Source organism: Vibrio sp. 2132-1 (assembly GCF_033344315.1).
The window spans coordinates 167,015-182,119 of sequence record NZ_JAWPON010000002.1; the positions used below are offsets into that span (position 1 = coordinate 167,015).

Sequence of the window (15,105 nt, forward strand, 5' to 3'; positions counted from 1 at the left end):
AACGGTGATAAAAAGTGTCAAACCGAGAAAAAAGCTAAGCGAATACCGTGGTTTGGCATTGTCGTTGGGGTATTAGCGATATTGGTTATTTTGAATTGGCAATAAAAAAGGACCGTAACGGTCCTTTTCTAAATGCGTTATCGCCGTTTTTAGCGATTATTTCGCTTCTTCTGCAAGAACAGCAAAACAGCGGTCAGCAGCTTCTAGTGTGGCATCAATCTCTTTTGAACCATGAGCGAGTGAAGTAAAGCTCGCTTCAAACGCAGATGGCGCAAGGTAGACACCGTGTTTTAGCATTAAGTGGAAGAAACGCTTGAAGCGTTCTACATCGCACTTCGTTACGTCTTCGTAGCAAGTTACTTTTTCTTGGTCAGTGAAGAAGAAGCCGAACATACCGCCCACTTGGTTAACAACTAGCGGAATACCGTGTTTTTCTGCTAGAGACTTAAAGCCTTCAGCAAGTTGTTTCGTTTTAGAAGCTAGGCGCTTTTCGTTGCCTTCTTCTTTTAGAAGGTTCAAACATGCGTAGCCTGCTGCCATTGCGACAGGGTTACCGGAAAGGGTACCAGCTTGGTAAACTGGGCCTGTAGGTGCAACGTATTGCATCACTTCTTTACGGCCACCGAAAGCACCTACTGGCATACCGCCACCAATCACTTTACCCAGTGTCGTTAGGTCGGGTTTGATGTTGTAGTGTGCTTGCGCGCCGCCTAGAGCAACACGGAAGCCTGTCATTACTTCATCAAAAATTAGTAGCGCGCCTTCTTGATCACAGATTTCACGTAGCCCTTCGTGGAAGCCTTCCACTGGTGGAATACAGTTCATGTTGCCTGCTACTGGCTCAACGATGATACAAGCAATTTCGCCTTTGTTAGCAGCAAATAGCTCGCGTACAGAATCTAGGTCGTTGAATGTTGCTGTTAGCGTGTGCTTAGCAAAATCTGCAGGAACGCCAGGAGAGCTTGGTTGGCCTAGAGTTAGTGCTCCAGAACCTGCTTTTACTAGCAAGCTGTCAGCGTGGCCGTGGTAACAACCTTCAAATTTCATGATCTTGTCGCGACCGGTGAAGCCACGTGCAAGGCGAATCGCGCTCATAGTAGCTTCAGTACCAGAACTTACCATGCGGATTTGCTCCATTGATGGAACAAGCTCAGAAACTAATTCTGCCATCGCGATTTCAAGCTCTGTTGGCGCACCGAAGCTAAGACCGCGTTGCGCTGCATCAATTACTGCTTCGCGGATAACCGCGTGGTTGTGGCCAAGAATCATTGGACCCCAAGAGCCAACGTAATCAATATACGCTTTACCATCGGCATCAAAAATCAGTGGACCGTCTGCTCGTTCGATAAATAGCGGAGAACCGCCAACGCCGTTGAATGCACGAACTGGTGAATTGACACCGCCAGGGATGGTTTGCTGAGCTTTTTGATACAGCTCTGATGATTTGGTCATGGGGTTATCCTCTTTTGATTGCTCGGACCAAGTGGAGCGCATTGTACCTAGCTATAATCAAGTTAGAAACGTTTTGCTTAATTTATGTGTTGTTTCGCAGTGTAATCTTATATATCCGCATCTGTTATAAAGAATCGGCGGCGAATACTTGAACGAGTTTGTCAGGTATTGGATAATCGTCTCAATTAGCACAAATTTGACGTCTTGCTTCAGGCTTGACGCATTACACGAGTGAGAGAGGTCTTCGTGAGCGAAGTAAACGTACCATTATCTTTTTCTGACGCAGCAGCATCTCGCGTTAAAGCATTGATTGCTGAAGAAGAAAACCCAGCATTGAAACTGCGCGTATACATTACTGGCGGCGGCTGCAGCGGCTTCCAATACGGCTTTACTTTTGATGAAAATGTAAACGAAGGCGATACGACAATCGTAAACAGTGGTGTAACACTGGTTGTAGACCCTATGAGTCTGCAATATCTCGTTGGCGGTATTGTTGACTACACTGAAGGGTTGGAAGGAGCGCGCTTCTTCGTAAATAACCCCAATGCAACGACAACATGTGGTTGTGGTGCATCGTTCAGTGTGTAGTTAACACCTAACAGGCAGCTAATGGCTGCCTGTGCTTTATGTAGAAGGATGTCACGTAAAGCACACGCTCGCAGATATGCAGAGAAATAATAAAAAGGACTTTATATGTCTGGACTTTCTTTTGGACGCCGAGTTGTCGAGCGCCCTTGGCTAGTATCTCTTATCCTCGTCTTACTTCTTGTTGCATGGCTAACCATCGGCCAACTCAAAGCACAAGATGATCATCCTAACTCTTCAACATCCACGAACACGACACCACTTGCAAAGGTGATGTTTGATACTTTTCTTGCCGAACCTACCAGTAAAACCATTGAATTGTATGGACGAACAGCGCCCAATCGTCAAGCGCGTCTTGGCGCCGAAGTTGCCGGTAAAATAGTCAGTCTTAACATAAAGAAAGGCCAAGCGGTCAAACAGGGACAAGTGATCGCAAACATCGATAAGCGCGACCTTGGCATTCAACTTAAACGAGCCCAGGCGATGCTGTTGGTTAAAGAAAAAGAGTTTAATGCAGCTAAATCACTAAAAAGTCGAGGACTGCAAGGTGAGGTTGCATTTGCGACAGCGCAAGCAGCGTTGGTAGATGCACGTGCGAATTTGAGTAACGTGCAAACGGCTTTAAGAAATACTGAGGTTAAAGCGCCATTTGATGGCATCGTAGATCACCACTTTGTTGAGTTAGGTGATTTTGTCGGGATTGGCGATCCTATTGCGACGGTCATTGATTTGGATACTTTAGTGATTGAAGCCGATGTCAGTGAACGGCATATACAATACCTTAAGGAAGGCCTAGAAGCCGACGTAAGAACCATTAACCAACAGCATCATCAAGGTCGTGTACGCTACATTGGACGTGTTTCTTCTGCTTCTACTAATACATTTCCAATTGAAATCGAAATTGATAATCAAGACGCAAGAATTCCTGCCGGTATGAGCGCAGAAGTACAGCTGCCTTTGAGTGAAGTGTTGGCAGTAAAGATTACGGCTGCCATGTTAGCACTAGATGAAGAAGGTAACTTAGGTGTCAAGACACTGCGTAATGAGCATGTTGAGTTTGTTCCAATTCAACTCGTTAAGGCCGAGGATGATGGTGTGTGGCTCTCTGGGTTAGGAGAGCGTGCAGACATTATCGTGCTGGGACAAGGTTTTGTGCGAGATGGTGATCAAGTACTGGCCAATAAAGTTGATGACGTAGTTGTTGAAGCGGCTAGTGAGCAGTAAGGAGCACTTATGTACACTCTGATTGATGCTGCGTTATCCCGCGCTCGCACCATGCTGACATTACTGGTGATGATCTTAATTGCCGGTGTCATTACTTACGTCACTATCCCCAAGGAATCGAGCCCAGATATTACCATTCCTATTATCTACGTTTCTGTTGGGCATCAAGGCATTTCTCCCGTCGATGCCGAACGTTTATTAGTTCGGCCAATAGAGCAAGAGTTGCGCTCTATTGAAGGCGTAAAAGAGATGACCTCTGTGGCATCAGAAGGTCATGCTTCGGTGACGCTGGAATTTAGTGTCGGAGTGGATCTTGATAAAGCGATGGCAGATGTGCGTGATGCGGTTGATCTTGCGAAGCCAAAGTTACCAGAGGACAGTGATGAGCCAACGGTAAACGAAGTCACGTTTGCATCTGAAGAGCCTGTGTTGACCGTTGTGCTCTATGGCACCGTACCAGAGCGAACCATTGTTCAGATTGCCAGAACGTTACGTGATCGTTTGGAAAGTTTCCGTCAGATTCTTGAGGTTGAAATCGCAGGAGATCGCGAAGACATCGTGGAGATAGTTGTCGATCCGCTATTGATGGAAAGCTACGGTCTCGATCAAGCGGATATCTATAATTTAATTGCCTTGAATAACCGAGTTGTGGCAGCGGGGTTTGTCGATACTGGGTATGGACGCTTTTCGGTAAAAGTCCCATCGGTTTTTGATTCACTGAAAGATGTGCTTGAACTACCGATCAAGGTGAATGGCAAAGAGGTGATCACTTTTGGCGATGTGGCGACAGTACGACGTGCATTTCGCGATCCTGAAAGTTTTGCTCGTTTAGATGGCGAATCTGCCATCGTTTTGGACGTAAAAAAACGGGCAGGGGAAAACATCATTGAAACGGTTGAGCTGGTAAAAGAAGTACTGGCTCAGGGACAGAAGCGCGCCGAGTGGCCCGACAATTTGCAAGTTAAATACACTTGGGATCAATCCGACGATGTCAAATTGATGCTCAGTGATCTACAAAACAATATCTTATCCGCAATTATCCTCGTAGTTATCGTCATTATTGCCATATTGGGGGTTAGGACCGCGCTTCTCGTGGGGATTTCTATTCCAGGATCGTTCTTGACTGGGTTGTTGGTGTTATCGGTATTTGGGCTGACGGTCAATATCGTCGTACTGTTTGCTTTAATTATGGCAGTAGGCATGTTGGTGGATGGTGCCATTGTGGTGACAGAGTTTGCAGATCGGCGCATGCAAGAAGGAACGCCACGTAAAGAAGCCTATCGAGATGCAGCAAAGCGAATGGCCTGGCCTATTACCGCATCCACAGCAACCACATTGGCTGCGTTTGCTCCGTTACTTTTCTGGCCAGACATTACTGGTGAGTTCATGAAGTACTTACCACTTACTTTAATTGCTACTTTGGCCGCTTCGCTGATGATGGCTTTATTGTTCGTTCCTGTCATCGGTGGGATCATTGGCAAGCCTCAAGTAGTCAATCAGAAAGCTCAGCGAGAAATGGTAGAGCTGCATAACGGCAACTTTGAAAAAGCGACAGGCATTACCAAGCTTTATTACCAGACTCTGTCGGTAGCGATTCGTCATCCATGGAAAGTCTTACTCAGCGCGATACTGCTAGCGGCAGGTGTCGGCTTCACTTACAACAAAGCTGGCTTGGGTGCAGAGTTTTTCCCTGAGGTGGACCCTGCCTTTTTTACCGTTAAAGTTCGTTCTTATGGTGACCTGTCTATTCACGAAAAAGATGTTGTTATGCGCGAAATCGAGAAGGTGATGCTCGGTCATGACGAGTTTGAAAGTGTCTACACGCGCACAGGATCGAGCGATAATGGGGACGAGATTGGCCAGATTCAAATAACGCCTGTGGATTGGCAGTATCGACGCAAAGTGAAAACCATTATTGAGGAACTAAAAGAGACGACAGACCGCTTTTATGGTGTTGAACTTGAGTATAAATTCCCGGACGCAGGACCGCCTGTCGAGCATGATCTCGTGATTGAAGTGTCATCACGAAATTTGAGTGTTAGTGCGTTAGATGAAGCAGCCAAAAAAGTACGACATTGGGCTGATGGTAATCCTGCACTGACCAACTTGAGTGATACCACTAATAAGGAAGGGATTGATTGGCAAATTGATATCCAGCGAGATGACGCCTCTCGCTTTGCAGCGGATGCTACTTTAGTCGGGAATACCGTCCAGTTTGTTACGAACGGCTTGAAAATAGGCGATTATTTGCCCGATGATGCGGATGAAGAAGTCGATATTTTGGTGCGCTATCCGCAAGATAAGCGCGACATAGGTCGATTTGATCAACTGAGAGTGAAAACGGCAGCTGGTCTGGTACCGATTACGAATTTTGCTCAAATCAAACCAGATCATAAGCAAGACACTATTCGTCGGGTCGACGGTCATCGAGTTATCAATATTAAAGCGGATATGGTGGAAGGTTACAATTTGGCGCTTGAGTTACCTAAGATTGCCGCTGGAATGGAACAGCTCGACTTACCGGAAGGTATTGAATATAAGATTCGGGGTCAAAATGAAGAGCAGGAAAACTCATCAGCATTCTTGCAAAATGCTTTTATTGTCGCGCTTGGTGTCATGGCTTTGATTTTAATTACGCAGTTTAATAGCTTTTATCAAGCTTTCTTAATCCTTAGTGCAGTGCTGTTTTCTACCGTTGGTGTCTTCGCTGGGTTACTTATTTTCCAAAAGCCATTTGGCATCATTATGTCGGGAATTGGAGTGATTGCGTTGGCTGGTATCGTGGTAAACAATAATATTGTTTTAATCGATACTTATAATCAGATGCGTAAACGTGGTTTAGAAAAATCTGAGGCTATTTTGCGTACGGGTGTGCAGCGTTTAAGACCCGTTTTACTTACTACGGTGACCACCATATTAGGCTTATTGCCAATGGTGTTAGAAATGAACATCGACTTAGTTAATCAGAAAGTGGAGTTTGGCGCACCAAGCACTCAATGGTGGTCTCAGCTTGCGACCGCTGTCGCGGGTGGTTTGGCGTTTGCGACTTTGCTAACGTTAGTTCTGACACCGTGTTTGCTTATGCTCGGGAGAGAGCATCACTCCGAACAGTAAGCTTTATCGTGATGATATCGACAAAACAAAAAGGCAGCTTCGCTGCCCTTTTCAATACTTGGCTTACTTCATTGCTAGCAGTTTGCTGTAGCGTTCAAGCTTGTCCATGCTAATTTTCGCGTTTGCCATGAAAGTTTGTCTCGCTTTGCCTGTCAGGGATTTAGATTGTGGCAAATTCACCGTGCGCGGGTTTTTATGGACACCATTCACAAGGAACTCATAGTGCAGGTGAGGGCCAGTTACACGGCCAGTTCCGCCAAGCGTACCAATGGTTTGGCCTTGCTTAACGCGTTGACCAGCTCGTACAGTACGTTTGGTTAAGTGCAGGTACTTGGTAATGTAAGTATTGCTATGTTTAATGAAAACGTAGTTACCATTAAATTTGTTGTAAGACGATTTTTGAACAACGCCATCACCAGCCGCCCAAATCGGGGTGCCCACTGGTGCCGCATAGTCCGTGCCTCTATGAGGACGAACGCGTCCCGTCACTGGATGTAAGCGGCGTGGGTTGAAATTAGACGAAACTCGACGGAAGTCCAACGGCGCGCGTAAGAATGCTTTTTTCATTGCACGCCCATTTTCGTCGTAATACTTGCCACTTTTCTGATCCAATATTGCGGTAAAGGTATCGCCTTGGTTTTTAAAGATCGCAGCAATGATTTTTCCACGGCCGATTACTTCACCTTCTACCACTTCCTCTTGGTAAAGTACTCGGAAGCTGTCGTTTTTACGAATATCTAAAGCAAAGTCGATGTCCCAACCAAATATGCCAGCCAGTTCCATGATTTGGTTACCATTTAATCCAGAAGATATTCCTGCATTCCAAAAGTTTGATTTGATGGTGGCTTCAGCGTAGTTGTACTGGAAGTCGACTTCTTTTTTATCAACTTCAGAAACGTACTTGCCGTCTTTTAATGTGATACGAAAAGTCTCGAACGCGCTTAGTGTTCTTCTTAGCTGCACCAAGTTGTTATTTTCGTCAAAACCAAATTGCAATCGGTCACCAGGTCGAAGCCGAGTTAACTGTTTTTCCACTTCTTTGTCTGATGACACCAGTTCATGTAATAGACGAGCAGAAAGCCCTACGCGACTAAATAAGATGGCAGCACTCTCGCCATTTTTTACCTTGTATGTCTCCCAGCGCAGCACGGCGGGAACCGCAGGCGATGAACTATTTAGTGCACTGAGTTCGAGGGAAACTGGCACAGGATAATGTTGACCAACTTTTAATCGGCTCTGCTGCGGGTCTAGGTCTTGCGGATCAGGTAAAAAGAAGAGCGCGAAGATAATCAGCGCACTAAAAAAACCGATCAATACTTTGTGCAAGAGTGGAAGTCGGACAAAAATCGAATGCATGAGGTACTTGATTGCTAAATTAAACGGAAAAAGTGACAACTACCTAGTCTAACGTGTTTCAAAATGCATCGCTATTCAAGTAATATGTTCAGCTATTATATTTTTGCCAAATCTGTGGGAGTGAACAAGAATGGCGAGCATTGAAGCTGCACTAGCCGAGATTAAGCGCGGTGTTGAAGAGCTGATTCCAGAAGAAGAGCTAATCGCAAAACTAAAAGAAGACCGTCCTCTACGTATTAAATTGGGCGCTGATCCAACAGCACCTGACATTCACCTAGGCCATACGGTTATTTTCAATAAGCTTCGCTTGTTCCAAGAACTAGGTCATGAAGTGACGTTCCTAATCGGTGACTTCACTGCAATGGTTGGTGACCCAACAGGTAAAAACACAACTCGTCCACCGCTAAGTCGCGAAGACGTATTGCGTAACGCTGAAACGTACAAAGAGCAAGTGTTCAAAATTCTCGATCCTGCAAAGACTAAAATTCAGTTTAACTCTGAGTGGCTGTCTGAACTGGGCGCAGAAGGTATGATTCGCCTTGCGGCAAACCAAACCGTTGCTCGTATGCTAGAGCGTGACGACTTTAAAAAGCGTTACGCGGGTGGTCAGCCAATTGCTATTCATGAGTTCATGTACCCACTTCTACAAGGCTGGGACTCAGTAGCAATGGAAACGGATGTTGAATTAGGTGGTACAGACCAGAAGTTCAACCTTCTAATGGGTCGTGAACTGCAAAAGTCTCACGGTCAAAAACCTCAGGTTGTACTGATGATGCCGCTTCTAGTGGGCCTTGATGGCGAGAAGAAGATGTCTAAGTCAGCAAACAACTACATCGGTATCAGCGAAGCGCCAAGCGAAATGTTTGGTAAAATCATGTCTATTTCTGATGACCTAATGTGGAGCTACTACGAGCTGCTCTCTTTCCGTCCTCTGGAAGAGATTGCTCAATTCAAAGCTGATGTAGAAGCGGGCAAAAACCCTCGTGACATCAAAGTATTGCTAGCAAAAGAAATTATTGCTCGTTTCCACAGTGAAGCCGATGCCGATGCAGCAGAGCAAGAATTCGTAAACCGTTTTGCGAAGAACCAAATTCCTGATGAAATGCCAGAGTTTGACTTTGACGCAGGTCGCCCAGTGAGTAATCTGTTGAAAGAAGCAGGCTTATGTCCATCATCGTCAGATGCGATGCGCATGGTTAAGCAGGGCGCTGTGAAGATTGATGGTGAAAAAATTGCGGACAGCAAATTTGCTCCAGAAGCGGGTACTTACGTGTTCCAAGTAGGCAAACGTAAATTTGCTCGTATTACTATTCAGTAATTCATAATGACTGCAAATGAAAGCGTCCGAAGGGCGCTTTTTTTGTATGAAAATTTAGCAAAAACGGCAAAGTAAAACTTCCATACCTGATGAACTTTGCTACTATACTAGCGCTGCCAATAATGGCAGCGCTATTGGAGATTTACATGAACAATACCGACCATCCTCCCAGTCGTTGGGTGAGTAAGATTAAGGGAGCGAAATAGCCCGCTTCGGTATTGGCGATCTCCGCCTTACCTAAGTGGTGAGGCATCTTTTCTAATTTTCTTCTCGTTATTTCCTTCATACATTCTGAATAGACAGTGCATTCGCATTGGTTTTCTCTGTGCATCTTATTTGTTGTCTGACTTTTAGCGTGCAAGAGTGGCTTTTCATGCTTTGTCGATGGTCGTTACCAATGCCAATCGGGAGATTCGCCATGACGGTAATGAACAACACTTTTATTGAAACAACACCAAACTTTTCTGAAGTAGAAATTGGTGCTGCTCGCAATGCATTCTTGCAGTACGAGCAAGAGCAACAAGTCCATTTGCTTACGGTTATGCCGATTGATGAGGCTGTAGGTATTTTACAGCATTGCTCTGTCGGCTATGTGAATAGTCTTATTGCTCAACTTGAGCAAGCAGGTCATGACAAACGCGCACGTCATTATGCTCACCAACTGGGTCTGCATATGTCTGAAGTTGATACACCCGATGGTTATTTATCAACTAGTGTTTTAGGGCATGTAAAACAGCGTATTGGATGGATCATTGCGCTGGCTCTTTTAGGGATAGTGTCAGGCTTGATCATCGCTCAGTATGAGGACACCCTTAGTCAGCTTGTTTTACTTGCAGTGTACATGCCAGTGATTGCAGCTGCTGGTGGTAACACAGGAACACAAGCAGCAACTTTGGTGATTCGTGCTCTTGCTACTGGAGAGTTAAAAAAACGCCAATGGTTAGAAGTTTTGTGGAAAGAGAGCCGAGTCGCTCTATTTATTGCGCTAGCGATTGCTATCGTGATGATTGGACGCATTATGTTATTTAGTGCAGGACAATCAACAGGAGGCTTTGAACTGACCGATATCGCACTGGCAATAGCAGTTGCGCTGTTCATTCAAGTCACCATTTCTACAACATTGGGCGGGCTGTTGCCAATTATTGCACGAGCTTGCAAGTTGGACCCAGCCGTATTGGTGAGTCCAGTTCTTGCGTCTATCGTCGATATTTCAGGAATGTGGATTTACTTTAACGTGGTGAACTATTTCTTAGGTATTGCCTGACTAAAGTTCACAATGTCATTGTAAAAAAGCTGCTCAAAATGTGTAATCGGGGCGATGACAGGTGTGTTGTCGTCCCGTTTTTCTGGGAAGTAGTCTGAAACAAACTGAACAAAAATGGTGTTAGGTTGACCATTTTTATCCAAGCCATATCCAGCCATATTGTAAGTCCCGTAGATAGAGCCACTTTTCGCGATCAGCTGTCCTTTAATTGGAAGTTTTCGCATACTTTGTCGGTACTTTAATGTGCCGGATTCACCTGATTTCGGCATGATGGCAATCAATTTGAGTTCGTTTTCATGCTTCCAAATATAGCGCAGCATTTCAGCCATCTTGGTCGCGGAGATCCGGTTATTTCGCGAAAGTCCTGAGCCGTCTTCTAGGCGCGCATTACGAATATCAATACCAGTGTTGGCGAAAATGATCTGCTTGATCGCTTCTGTCCCGTTAGTAAAACTGCCTGGCTGAACGAAAAATTTAGCGCCAAGTGTTTTGGTTAATGTGTCGGCAATTAAGTTGTCAGAGTTTTTGAGCATATCTTCGAGAATGTCTGGTAAGGCTTTTGATTGATGCATTGCGATGAGCTTTCGCTGCTTTTCTGGCGCCGTACCGACCCTAATCTTTCCCGATACCCCAATGTTGAGCTCCTTGAGCAAAGCCGCCAACCTTTGACTGGTGTAACGCTCAGGGTCTTGAACCGCAAATTTCAGTGGCAATGGTTTGTCTCTTTCAACCAAGCACCCTGTTAGCTTGTAGTTGTTATCGGGATTTGCAACTAAACCTAAGTCACAATGACGACTTTTCTTAATGGTTTTAGAAACTGTTTCTACGGTACTTGTGACACGAATAGGTTGATGCTCTGGTACGTAGACCCGCGTTCCACCATCTTTTTGTGTATAGATAGAGGCTTGTACACAGTTGTTATTGAGTGTGATGGTCGATGCCGGAGCGCTGTAGCAAACTCCCAAGATATCCCACGGCCAGCCCACCGCACGGTTATAACCAGTGAATGCGCTGTTATCGAGCCATAGGTCACCGTTAATCCGTTTTAAGCCATTTTTCTTAGCTAGAGTGAGAAGTGATTTTAAGTCGTTGGTTTGGAGTGTTGGGTCGCCGACAAAGTAAATCACTGTATCTGAGTTCGACGTTTCCAGCTTGGTTCGAAACCGGAAGTTATCACCCAGTTCTAGCTTTGCGGCTAATGCGGTGACGATTTTTAATGTACTCGCTGGTGGGAACAGTTGTTCGGTAGGATGAACACCGTCAAGCTCAGCATTTTCACTGAGTTTTTCCGCAACTAAACTGATGCGGGCGCCTTCAGGCAACACCTCTTGATGAGGGTACGCTTGTGAAAAAGCAGAAAGTAATGAAGAGAATATGAGCAAGGGCCAACGTAAACGCATAATGATACTTTCTAAGGTGAGTTATGTGATTGAGTATACGCAAGTCCTTTCAATATGCTAGGTAACTAAAGAAATGCTTCAAATGTCTTCATGAATGAGACACGAGAGAAAGGCGCGCTGCTTAAAATGAAGTATAAAAAATGCCCGCTTAAAGCGGGCATTCGATATTCTAGTCAAAGACCGGAATTAGAAGTCGTAACGTAGACCTAGAGCTAGCTCGTCTTCAGCATCGATCTTAGTTGCAACTGTTTTGCTCGTGTCAGTTGAACCAAACTTGTCACCTGCATCAATCAGGTTGAAGTTGTAAGAAATGTAACCACGGAAGTTAGGCTTGAAGTAGTAAGAAGCATCAACAGCGAAGTTGTTTGCAGAAGTTTCGTTGTTAGTTTCTGCATTGTTGTATGATGTTGTAAATACTGTTTGGCCTAGAGTGTAAGCACCCGCTAGCTCGTAACCAGTGTAATCAACTGTGTTACTGTTGTTTGAATCTTCCATTTTCTCGCCGTCAGTGAATACACCAGCGAAGTAAAGATCAGACATTGTGTAAGATGCAGCTAGCATGTACTCGTTAGCTTTGTCTTGATCTGCGTAACCAGCACCTAGCTCAAGACCAGTGTCAGCTAGAGCGTAGATTGCAGATAGAGAGTAACCGTCTTGTTTGTTGTCGTAGTACTCACCAGTGTTTTTGTTTTCCATACGATCAGCGAAGCGGTAGCTTGCTTTTACGCTTAGGTTTTCAAACTGGCCTTTGTAAGCCATCATGTTGTCTGTACGGTCTGATACAGCTAGTTTGTCTGCTGCAGAGTTACCGTGGTAAGCCATGATATCTGTGAAGTCAGTGATAACGCCTAGTGCACCTTCAGTTTTACCGTATGCGAACTCACCGTAAGCACCGCCAAGACCAGCGTAAGCAAGACGAGTTTCTAGATCGCTCTTGTCGTCGCCGTCTACAGTACCGTTTTGAGCAGTCTCAAATTCACCTTCCCAGAAACCAACACCGTATAGGTTGTCATTGATTTCTTGTTTACCAAGGAAGTTTAGACGGATGCGAGATTTGTCTTGAGCGTCGCCATCTTTCATAGATAGACGTGCTTCAGCACGGCCGCCCATTTCTAGAGAAGTACCGTCTTGGTTGTAAAGTTCAGCTGCGTTTACGCCAGTTGCCATAGCTGCTGCAGATACAGAAAGAGCAATTAGAGTCTTTTTCATCTTATTTGTCCTAGTTAGCTGTCCATAATCATTGTTGTATGGGGGAGAGGTGATCTCTCACAAGTTGTTGGTCCAAAATTGGCTAATTGAGCGATATAGTTCGCACTTGTAAGCCATTGATCTAACAACTCGCTGGACATGTTTTACTGCTAAAGTTTCCGTATGAGTTAGTAAAATGATATAAATCCCACTGATGAACACTGTTCAATTGTGCGTTGTTTTTATTTAAATTACTGTTTTTGATTGAAATTATTGGCAATGACATTGGCCTGACATTGATTAGTTTTTATCTTTTTTGAGGTTTTTGGTGTAATGAACAGTGTTGTTTTTCAATAAATTGAGAAGGTGATTCGCCCTAGAACCGCTCTAAAAGTGAGTTATATCATTATGCCGAAAAGGCATAGTCTTGCTGTCTTTCGAATTAAGATGATTTCGTCCGGGAGTTTGTTTACACTAAACGAAATACATCTTTAAGCGCACTACCCAGTCCTATGACAGGGTGGGCTTTTTTTGTCCAAAGACCCATTTGGGCTTGAGGTTATAAAATGGAAAAAGTTCCAATGACACTACGTGGCGAGCAAAAGCTACGTGCAGAACTCGATCGTCTACTTAAACTACGTCCTCAGATCTCAGAGGCAATTGCTGAAGCTCGTGAGCTAGGTGATTTAAAAGAGAATGCTGAATATCACGCCGCTCGTGAAGAGCAGGGCATTTGTGAAGCACAAATCCGTGACATTGAATACAAACTGTCAGTTGCTCAAGTTATTGATGTAACGAAGATGGATAACACGGGTAAAGTTATTTTTGGTTCAACCGTAACCTTGATTGATATCGACACCGAAGAAGAAAAAACGTACCAAATCGTTGGTGATGACGAAGCCGATATCAAAGCAGGTCGCATTTCAGTGAGCTCACCTATTGCTCGTGGCCTGATTGGTAAGATGGAAGGCGATGAAGTTGCTATTCAAACTCCGGGTGGCGCGAAAGACTTCGAAATTGACCGAGTAGAATATATCTAAGTCGTTTGGAGTAGCATTACTACTCTGATAAAACGCAAAAAGGTCGCCTCAGGCGACCTTTTTTCTTCAGCAACGTAAGTAGAGTTACTTACGAGGGATTTCGATTTTACGCTCTTCAGACTGGCGGTATAGCACAAGCACTTTACCAATAGTCTGAACTTTTTCAGCGCCCGTCTCACGTACGATAGCGTCGATGATTAGCTGTTTTGTTTCACGATCTTCCGAAGCAACTTTTACTTTGATAAGTTCGTGATGGTTAAGAGCGATTTCAATTTCTGCTAGCACGGCTTCTGTAAGTCCATTTGCGCCCATTAGCACAACAGGTTTTAAACTGTGAGCTAGGCCTTTAAGGTGCTGCTTTTGTTTGGTGCTTAGGTTCATTACGCGGCCAATTTTCTTTAAAATAAGGGTTGAAAAAAGCTATTTTAACGCCATCTATTGCTGAAGACTATAATTTATTGAGTAATAGGTAGCGCCTATTAAAACAATAGCTCCAATTTGTGCCTTGTTGGGATTAAAATGAGTAAACAAAAACATTCGGCTAGTTCTGGTCGTTGGTTGAAAGAACACTTTGATGATAAATACGCGAATGAAGCCCGAAAAAAAGGCTACCGCTCACGTGCTTATTTCAAGATCGATGAGATTCAAACGAAAGATAAATTGTTAAAGCCTGGAATGACAGTCGTCGACTTGGGGGCTGCGCCGGGCGGATGGTCTCAATATGCTGCTAAGATAGTAGGGGACAGTGGTCAGATCATCGCGTGTGACTTGCTTCCTATGGACCCGATTGCTGGCGTTAGCTTTTTACAAGGCGACTTTCGTGATGATGCAGTATTGGAAGCTTTGCTAGAAAGGATCCAACCTTCCATGGTAGACGTAGTAATGTCTGATATGGCGCCTAACATCGCGGGAAACAATTCTGTTGATCAACCTCGCGCTATGTATTTAGTTGAATTAGCTTTAGATATGTGTCGACAAGTTCTAGCGCCTAATGGTAGCTTTGTCGTAAAGGTTTTCCAAGGGGAAGGCTTCGATCAGTATGTGAAAGAAGTCCGAGACATGTTTAAAGCCGTAAAAATTAGAAAACCAGACTCATCGCGAGCTCGCTCTCGAGAGGTCTTCGTCGTAGCCACTGGTTACAAAGGTTAACCATTTTGCTCTCTT

The 15,105-nt window shown here is 44.6% G+C and carries 12 protein-coding genes; 7 read left to right on the top strand and 5 right to left on the bottom strand.

The genetic code is table 11. From position 1 onward, the window contains the following. Positions 1-156: 156 nt before the first annotated feature. Entirely contained in the window at positions 157-1,452 is a 1,296-nt protein-coding gene (gene hemL, locus R8N47_RS02460; RefSeq protein ID WP_005380032.1) for a glutamate-1-semialdehyde 2,1-aminomutase, read from the bottom strand. A gap of 246 nt (positions 1,453-1,698) precedes the next feature. On the opposite strand from hemL, the gene erpA reads away from it, so the two are divergent. The 3 genes from erpA to vmeK all read left to right on the top strand — a co-directional run bounded on the left by erpA (position 1,699) and on the right by vmeK (position 6,375). After that, positions 1,699-2,040 carry an iron-sulfur cluster insertion protein ErpA gene (gene erpA, locus R8N47_RS02465; RefSeq protein ID WP_005380031.1) on the top strand — a complete coding sequence of 114 codons (342 nt, stop codon included), beginning with the start codon at positions 1,699-1,701 and terminating at the stop codon, positions 2,038-2,040. A 105-nt stretch (positions 2,041-2,145) separates the two neighbouring features. Beyond that, a complete protein-coding gene (locus R8N47_RS02470; protein ID WP_042521356.1) occupies positions 2,146-3,261 on the top strand; it encodes an efflux RND transporter periplasmic adaptor subunit in 1,116 nt (371 codons plus the stop codon). A gap of 9 nt (positions 3,262-3,270) precedes the next feature. Next, on the top strand, positions 3,271-6,375 hold the full coding sequence (vmeK, locus tag R8N47_RS02475; RefSeq protein ID WP_042521357.1) for a multidrug efflux RND transporter permease subunit VmeK: 3,105 nt from the start codon (positions 3,271-3,273) through the stop codon (positions 6,373-6,375). A 63-nt stretch (positions 6,376-6,438) separates the two neighbouring features. On the opposite strand, the gene R8N47_RS02480 is transcribed toward vmeK, so the two are convergent. Further along, positions 6,439-7,731, bottom strand: coding sequence for a peptidoglycan DD-metalloendopeptidase family protein (locus R8N47_RS02480; protein ID WP_054579093.1), 1,293 nt, complete (start codon positions 7,729-7,731; stop codon positions 6,439-6,441). A gap of 130 nt (positions 7,732-7,861) precedes the next feature. On the opposite strand from R8N47_RS02480, the gene tyrS reads away from it, so the two are divergent. Together tyrS and R8N47_RS02490 are read left to right on the top strand one after the other, a co-directional pair. Next, positions 7,862-9,049: a tyrosine--tRNA ligase gene (tyrS, locus tag R8N47_RS02485; RefSeq protein WP_017820416.1), complete on the top strand. Its 1,188-nt coding sequence runs from the start codon at positions 7,862-7,864 to the stop codon at positions 9,047-9,049. A 418-nt stretch (positions 9,050-9,467) separates the two neighbouring features. Continuing rightward, entirely contained in the window at positions 9,468-10,313 is an 846-nt protein-coding gene (locus R8N47_RS02490) for a magnesium transporter (protein ID WP_005380062.1), read from the top strand. On the opposite strand, the gene dacB is transcribed toward R8N47_RS02490, so the two are convergent. Then, positions 10,292-11,713: a serine-type D-Ala-D-Ala carboxypeptidase gene (dacB, locus tag R8N47_RS02495; protein ID WP_017635897.1), complete on the bottom strand. Its 1,422-nt coding sequence runs from the start codon at positions 11,711-11,713 to the stop codon at positions 10,292-10,294. The genes R8N47_RS02490 and dacB overlap by 22 nt on opposite strands. Before the next feature lie 186 nt (positions 11,714-11,899). Further along, a complete protein-coding gene (locus tag R8N47_RS02500) occupies positions 11,900-12,922 on the bottom strand; it encodes a porin (RefSeq protein ID WP_005380064.1) in 1,023 nt (340 codons plus the stop codon). Between the two features lie 545 nt (positions 12,923-13,467). On the opposite strand from R8N47_RS02500, the gene greA reads away from it, so the two are divergent. Beyond that, positions 13,468-13,941 (top strand): transcription elongation factor GreA, encoded by a 474-nt coding sequence (greA, locus tag R8N47_RS02505; RefSeq protein ID WP_054579094.1) that lies wholly within the window; start codon positions 13,468-13,470, stop codon positions 13,939-13,941. A gap of 84 nt (positions 13,942-14,025) precedes the next feature. Here the strand turns inward: greA and yhbY are convergent, their stop codons facing one another. Then, positions 14,026-14,322 (bottom strand): ribosome assembly RNA-binding protein YhbY, encoded by a 297-nt coding sequence (gene yhbY, locus R8N47_RS02510; protein WP_005380066.1) that lies wholly within the window; start codon positions 14,320-14,322, stop codon positions 14,026-14,028. A 138-nt stretch (positions 14,323-14,460) separates the two neighbouring features. Between yhbY and rlmE the strand changes: the two genes are divergently transcribed. Beyond that, positions 14,461-15,090: a 23S rRNA (uridine(2552)-2'-O)-methyltransferase RlmE gene (rlmE, locus tag R8N47_RS02515; RefSeq protein ID WP_005388985.1), complete on the top strand. Its 630-nt coding sequence runs from the start codon at positions 14,461-14,463 to the stop codon at positions 15,088-15,090. The last annotated feature ends 15 nt before the right edge of the window (positions 15,091-15,105 follow it).

Excerpts from the sequence above, each read along its gene's own strand:
- R8N47_RS02500 (WP_005380064.1), bottom strand. The coding sequence starts at position 12,922 with ATGAAAAAGACTCTAATTGCTCTTTCTGTATCTGCAGCAGCTATGGCA.
- R8N47_RS02480 (WP_054579093.1), bottom strand. The coding sequence starts at position 7,731 with ATGCATTCGATTTTTGTCCGACTTCCACTCTTGCACAAAGTATTGATC.
- yhbY (WP_005380066.1), bottom strand. The coding sequence starts at position 14,322 with ATGAACCTAAGCACCAAACAAAAGCAGCACCTTAAAGGCCTAGCTCAC.
- hemL (WP_005380032.1), bottom strand. The coding sequence starts at position 1,452 with ATGACCAAATCATCAGAGCTGTATCAAAAAGCTCAGCAAACCATCCCT.
- R8N47_RS02490 (WP_005380062.1), top strand. The coding sequence starts at position 9,468 with ATGACGGTAATGAACAACACTTTTATTGAAACAACACCAAACTTTTCT.
- R8N47_RS02470 (WP_042521356.1), top strand. The coding sequence starts at position 2,146 with ATGTCTGGACTTTCTTTTGGACGCCGAGTTGTCGAGCGCCCTTGGCTA.
- dacB (WP_017635897.1), bottom strand. The coding sequence starts at position 11,713 with ATGCGTTTACGTTGGCCCTTGCTCATATTCTCTTCATTACTTTCTGCT.
- rlmE (WP_005388985.1), top strand. The coding sequence starts at position 14,461 with ATGAGTAAACAAAAACATTCGGCTAGTTCTGGTCGTTGGTTGAAAGAA.
- greA (WP_054579094.1), top strand. The coding sequence starts at position 13,468 with ATGGAAAAAGTTCCAATGACACTACGTGGCGAGCAAAAGCTACGTGCA.
- vmeK (WP_042521357.1), top strand. The coding sequence starts at position 3,271 with ATGTACACTCTGATTGATGCTGCGTTATCCCGCGCTCGCACCATGCTG.
- tyrS (WP_017820416.1), top strand. The coding sequence starts at position 7,862 with ATGGCGAGCATTGAAGCTGCACTAGCCGAGATTAAGCGCGGTGTTGAA.